Source organism: Pseudomonas sp. G1002 (genome assembly GCF_013385455.1).
GTDB lineage: Bacteria > Pseudomonadota > Gammaproteobacteria > Pseudomonadales > Pseudomonadaceae > Aquipseudomonas.
On the sequence record NZ_JACAPY010000041.1, the window covers coordinates 1 to 6,375 of the forward strand.

At 61.2% G+C, this 6,375-nt stretch carries 5 protein-coding genes; 2 read left to right on the plus strand and 3 right to left on the minus strand.

Going from position 1 to position 6,375, the window contains the following annotated elements; translation table 11 throughout:
* Positions 1-195: 195 nt before the first annotated feature.
* Complete coding sequence (locus HX801_RS26460; RefSeq protein WP_008430161.1) at positions 196-666, minus strand: Lrp/AsnC family transcriptional regulator; 471 nt, start codon at positions 664-666, stop codon at positions 196-198.
* Positions 667-790: 124 nt separating this feature from the next.
* Here HX801_RS26460 and HX801_RS26465 point away from each other — a divergent pair, with 124 nt between their 5' ends.
* Positions 791-2,035 (plus strand): methionine gamma-lyase, encoded by a 1,245-nt coding sequence (locus tag HX801_RS26465; RefSeq protein WP_102606506.1) that lies wholly within the window; start codon positions 791-793, stop codon positions 2,033-2,035.
* Positions 2,036-2,220: 185 nt separating this feature from the next.
* Entirely contained in the window at positions 2,221-2,910 is a 690-nt protein-coding gene (locus tag HX801_RS26470; protein WP_177023014.1) for a helix-turn-helix transcriptional regulator, read from the plus strand.
* A 125-nt stretch (positions 2,911-3,035) separates the two neighbouring features.
* Here HX801_RS26470 and HX801_RS26475 read toward each other — a convergent pair whose 3' ends face one another.
* Together HX801_RS26475 and macA are read right to left on the minus strand one after the other, a co-directional pair.
* Positions 3,036-4,994, minus strand: coding sequence for a MacB family efflux pump subunit (locus HX801_RS26475; RefSeq protein ID WP_003212489.1), 1,959 nt, complete (start codon positions 4,992-4,994; stop codon positions 3,036-3,038).
* Positions 4,995-4,997: 3 nt separating this feature from the next.
* The gene (gene macA / locus HX801_RS26480) at positions 4,998-6,149 is read right to left on the minus strand and encodes a macrolide transporter subunit MacA (RefSeq protein ID WP_177023015.1); all 1,152 of its coding nucleotides are present in this window, start codon (positions 6,147-6,149) and stop codon (positions 4,998-5,000) included.
* Positions 6,150-6,375 lie beyond the last annotated feature (226 nt).

Consider the following 6,375-nt stretch of genomic DNA (forward strand, 5'->3'; position numbering starts at 1 on the left):
GATGGCCCGTCGCGGCGGCCCGCGGAACCGGGCCGGAGTGCGGGCATGCCGAGCCTAGGCGAGGCACCGAGTGGTGGGGCAAAGACCTTTTGGTTACTTTTGGCTGGGCCGGCATTCCGGGCGTTTGCCAAAAGTGACCCGCTGTAAGAGCGGAACCATAATCCGCCGTTACCGAAGAAACGGATATGTACACCATCACTCCGGCAAAGGAATCACCCGCAACGGCCGCACCGACTTATAAGAAAAACTCGAGTAAATCTCCTTAACACACGGCAACCCCTGCAACACCTCCCGCGCAAACTCCCCAAACGACTCCAGATCCTTCGCCACCACTTCCAACAAAAAATCATACCGCCCCGAAACGTTATGACACGCCACAATCTCGGGAATCTCCAGCAACCTTTGCTCAAACGCCCGGGCAACTTCCCGGGAGTGCGTATCCATCATGATGCTGACAAACGCCGTCACCCCATACCCCAGCGCCTTGGGCGACAGGATCGCCTGATAACCGCCGATCACCCCGCTGTCCTCAAGGTTCTTCACCCGCCGCCAACACGGCGAAGTGGTCAGCGACACCCGCTCCGCCAACTCCGCCACCGTCAACCGCGCATTACCCTGCAAGGCGTTTAAAAGTGCCTTGTCAGTCCGATCCAGATGCATGGGCATATCTTGCCTCAAAACGTCGTATTTATTGTTTTTCATCCCAATCTACCGGCTTTTCCCAGCAAACTATGGAACGTTCAGCCGCCGTTATAAGCATAGCATTGTAGGAAATAAGGAGCGTCCGACCATGAAAAATAAACACAACACGTTCGGCTTTTCCACCCGCGCCATCCATCACGGCTATGACCCCCAGGACCACCACGGCGCCCTCGTGCCGCCCATCTACCTGTCGGCAACCTTCGCCTTCCCCACCGCCGAATACGGAGCCGCCTGCTTCGCCGGCGAAGAGAGCGGACACTTCTACACCCGCATCTCCAACCCCACCCTGGCCCTGCTGGAATCGCGCATGGCCACCCTGGAAAACGGCGAAGCCGCCGTCGCCTTCAGCTCCGGCATGGGCGCAATTGCCGCGACGTTCTGGACCCTGCTGCGCCCCGGTGACGAAATCATCGTCAGCCAGACCCTCTACGGCTGCACCTTCGCCCTGCTGCACCACGGCATCGGCGAGTTCGGCATCAAGGTGCGCCACGTCGACCTCACCGACCTGAACGCCATGAGCGAGGCCATCAACCCGGCCACGCGCATGATCTACTTCGAAACCCCGGCCAACCCCAACCTGCAACTGGTGGACATCGCCGCCGTCGCCGAGATCGCCCACCGGCAACCCGGGATCACCGTGGTGGTGGACAACACCTACTGCACGCCCTACCTGCAACGCCCGCTGGAAATGGGCGCCGACGTGGTGGTGCACTCGGCCACCAAATACCTCAGTGGCCACGGCGATATCACCGCCGGCATCGCCGTCAGCAGCCAGGCCCTGGCCCAGCGCATTCGCCTGCAAGGGCTCAAGGACCTGACCGGTGCGGTGATGTCACCCCAGGACGCCGCCCTGCTGATGCGCGGCCTCAAGACCCTGGCCCTGCGCATGGACCGCCATTGCAGCAACGCCCTGGCCATCGCCGAAGCCTTGCAGGCCCATCCCCTGGTGGAATGGGTGACCTACCCCGGCCTGCGCTCCTTCCCCCAATACGAACTGGCCGCGCGGCAGATGAAACAATCCGGCGGCATGATCGCGTTTGAACTCAAGGGCGGCATCGACATGGGCCGACGCTTCATGAACGCCCTCAAGCTGTTCACCCGGGCCGTGAGCCTGGGGGACGCCGAGTCACTGGCCCAGCACCCGGCCAGCATGACCCATTCCACCTACACCCCGGAGCAGCGCGCCCACCACGGGATTTCCGAAGGGCTGGTGCGACTCTCGGCGGGCCTTGAGGATGTCGCCGACCTGCTGGCCGACGTTGCCCAAGCCCTGCAGGCCTGTGCCGTAAAACCGAAATCCCGGGCGGTGCAACACAACGTTCATCACGCTTGAAGTAAATTCACAGGCAGGCGCGACGTTTATCAATAGCCCGGCCTGAAAAGGTCGGGCTTCTCCCGTTGCGCCCTGCACCGCAAAAAATTTGATCCATTCATTGGCCCGTTTGCGAAAGCCTGTACTAGCATACGAGGCGGCAGTCATGGAGATCACTGCCCTGTACGCCGCCCTCATTGAAACTCATGGATGAAATGATGAACTCACACCTGTTCCCCCACATTGGCAAAGTCATCGCCAGCACCGGCAGCCGACATTTCCCGCGCATGCTGCATGACCTGATCCTCACCCAACTGGCGGTCGACGCCACGCACATCACGCAAATGCCTGTGAGTTCACCGCGCAAGGCAGGCAGTTCGCGAATGACGGGGATCAGCCCGGTGTACACCGACCCGCTGCCAGGGCAGGCAGAGGCCCAGGCCGCCGCACAACTGCACCTGACCCGGCGCAAGGATGACGTCAGCTACGTGCTGTCGGTGTATCGCTCCAACCCCTGCGAAAGTTTTTCCCAGCAGGAGCGGATCATCCTGCAAGACTTCTCCTCCCTGCTGCTGCCGATGGTTGAAAAACACATCAGCGCCCTGCAACCCAGCGGTCCGGACAGCGAAGCGCCGCAGCAACAAGGCATCGACACCTTGCGCCGGCGCTTTGAAGAGCGCCTCGCGCAATCGGGGCTGGCCCTGTCCAGCCGGGAGCTTGAGGTGTGCGTGGGGCTGCTGGCCGGGCGTACCGCGCCGGAACTGGCGGAGCAGTTGGCACTGAAGGTCAATACCATCGAGAGCTACCTCAAGCGGGCAGCGATCAAAATGGGCATCAGTGGCCGGCATTCATTGATGCGGTGGATGTATTCCACAGAAGAAAACGCCACTCTCTAGAACACCGAGGAACAAATGTGGGAGCGGGCTTGCTCGCGAATGCGCAGTGCCAGTCAATACATGTGTGACTGATCCAGTGCATTTGCGAGCAAGCCCGCTCCCACATTTTTTGATCTCTTCCCGGCCTAATCCCGGGCCAGGGCTTCAATCGGATCCAACCGCGCCGCATTCCGCGCCGGCACAAACCCGAACACAATCCCGATCAACGTTGAACACGCAAACGCCGTCACCACCGAGCCCAGGGAAAACACCATTTCCCACTCTTTCACAAACAACGAAAACAGATAGCCGATGGCGAATGACAGCGAGATGCCGATCATCCCGCCAATCAGGCAGACCATCACCGCTTCCACCAGGAACTGTTGGCGAATATCCGATTGCCGCGCGCCCACTGCCATGCGAATCCCGATTTCGCGGGTGCGTTCGGTCACCGACACCAGCATGATATTCATCACTCCGATGCCGCCCACCAGCAACGAAATCACTGCAATCAACGACAGCAGCAACGCCAGGGAACGGCTGGTTTTCTGCACCGTCTGCATGATGCTGTCGAGGTTGTTGGTAAAGAAGTCCTTGGTGCCGTGACGTTGCAACATCAGCTTGGTGACGTTCTCTTCCACCACCTTGCTCGGCTGGCCGTCCTTGATGCGCACCGTGATGCTGTCCAGATGACGCTGGCCCAACAGCCGCCCCGCTGCCGTCTCGTACGGCACCCACACGTTCAACGCCTTGCTGGCGGCGAACATGTTTTTGTTGTCGGCCGTCACCCCGATCACGGTGCAGGGCAGGTTGCCCACCAGGATCACCTGGCCCAACGGATCCACGCCGGGCGCGAACAGCCGATGGCGCGCGTTGTGGTCGATCACCACCACCTGGGCCTGGCGCCGGGCGTCGCTTTCGCTGAAGGTAATTCCGGCTTCGAGCTTCAGGCCCTTGACCTGGAAATAGCGATCGCTGACCCCATTGACCTGGGCGTCCAGGTCGATATTGCCGTAACGCAGCAACAGGTTGCGCCCCACCACCGGCGTGGCGCTGTCGACGTAATACAGCTGGTTCAGCGCATCCACATCCGACGGCAACAACGTCTCGATGGCTGACGCACGGCTGTCACCAAAACTCTTGCCGGGAAAGATATCAATGGTGTTACTGCCAATGGCCTGGATGTCCTTGAGCACATAGCGCTTGGCGCCTTCGCCGATGGCCGAGATCGATACCACCGAGGTGATGCCGATGACAATGCCGAGCATGGTCAGCAAGGTGCGCATGCGATGGGAAATCAGCGCGACCCAGGCCATGTTGAAGGCCTCCTTGAACAGCCCGAGGCTCGCCACCAACTTGCGCGCACCGCTGCGCTTGGGCTCGATGGGCGCTTCGGTGGGCAGGTCGAGGCCGACACTCTGATTGGCGCGGTCACTGACAATCTCGCCATCGCGCACCTCAATGATCCGCTGGGCATTGGCCGCGACTTTCGGGTCGTGGGTAACGATGATCACCGTGTGCCCGGCGGCGTGCAGCTCGGCCAGGATGCGCATCACCTCCTTGCCGCTGTGGGTGTCGAGGGCGCCGGTGGGTTCGTCGGCGAGGATCACTTCGCCGCCGTTCATCAAGGCCCGGGCGATACTCACGCGCTGTTGCTGGCCGCCGGACAGCTGGCTCGGGCGATGGGTCAAATGCCCCGACAACCCCAGGCGTGCCAGCAATTCCCCGGCGCGACTGTGCCTGGCGGTTTCCGGCGTACCGGCATAAATCGCCGGCATTTCCACGTTGTGCAACGCGCTCAGGTGCGCGAGCAAGTGGTAACGCTGAAAGATAAAACCGAAGTAGTCGCGGCGCAGCTCGGCCAGTTGCTCATCCCCCAGGGTGCGGGTTTCGATGCCATTGATCTTGTAGCTGCCGGCGGTGGCGTAGTCGAGGCCGCCGAGAATGTTCATCAGGGTGGATTTACCCGAACCCGAGGCCCCGGTGATCGCGACCATTTCCCCGGCGTGGATGGTCAGGTCGATGCCCTTGAGCGCAATGAATTCGCGGTCACCGGCCATGAAACTGCGCACGATGCCTTTAAGCTCCAGCAGTGGCTGAGTCATCAATCAGCCCCCCGCCACGGCAGGCGATGGGTCGCCGATCACCACCTTGTCGCCTTCGGCCAGGCCATCGAGGATCTGCACCTTGACGTTGTTGTTGATGCCGGTCTGCACCTGCCGCGTGTTGGCCTTGCCCTTGGCGTCCAGCACCCGCACCGGGAAGCTGCCATCGGCATTGCGCGGGCCGAGTGCGGCCACCGGCACGGTCAGTGCAGCCTTGGCGGTGTCGAGCACGATGCGCACCTGGGCGGTCATGGCGATGCGCAGGCGGTGGTCGGGGTTGGGTACGTCGAACAGCGCGTTGTAGAACACCGCGGTGTTTTGCTTGGGGGTGCCGGCGGTCTGGGTTTCGAGGAAATTCTGCGGGGCGGGTTCGGTGCCGCGCAATTTGGCGTAGTAGCGTTTGTCGGCCTCGCCGAGGATGGTGAAATACACCTGCTGGCCCGGACTGATGTGGATCACGTCCGCTTCGGAGACCTGGGCCTTGACGGTCATGGTGTCCAGGTCGGCGAGTTTGAGCAGCACCGGTGCCAGTTGGCTGGCGATCACGGTCTGGCCTTCCTGGGTGACGATGCCCACTACATCGCCGTCGATTGGCGCGACGATGCGGGTGTAGGCCAGGTTGATCTTGGCGGTGTCGATCTGGATGTGGGCGCTTTTGATCTGGGCGTCGAGGGACATCAGGTTGGCGCGCTGTACCTCGTAATTGGACTCGGCGGTTTCGAAGTCCTGGCGGGACACGGATTCGTCCTCTTGCAGGCCCTGATAGCGTTCGTAGACGGATTTGGTTTCCTTGAGTTGCGCCGCAGTGGCGCGGCGTTGGGCCTGGAGGTTTTCTTCGTCGACCTGGGCTTTGCGCAGGGTGTTCTGCAGGATCAACGGGTCGATTTCGGCCAGCCATTGGCCCTTCTTGACCTTGTCGCCGACCTTGACCTTCAGGGATTTGAGTTGGCCGGAAACCTGGGCGCCGACATCGACCTGCTTGACGCCTTCGAGCAGGCCGGTGGCCAGGACGGCGTTTTCGATGTCACTGCGCTCGGCGATGGCGGTCAGGTATTGCGGCGCGTCTGCGGGGGCCTGCACGGTGTAGATAATCAGGCCCGCTGCGACGGTCAACACCAGGGCCAATCCTGCTTTTCGATACTTTGACTTTTCCATAAATGACCATAAGAGGTGTTGAAATGGGTTCCGGCTTTTGGCTCGGAGTACATATCCGTTTTTTTGGTAACGGCTGATATGGGTTCCGCTCTTACAGCGGCTCACTTTTGAAAAGCGCAAAAGTAAGCAAAACGCTCTTGCCCCACCACTCGGCACCTCGCTTAGGCTCGGTGTGCCCTCACTCCGGCTTTGGACCGTGGGCCGCCGTCATGGGCCATCCCTGGCC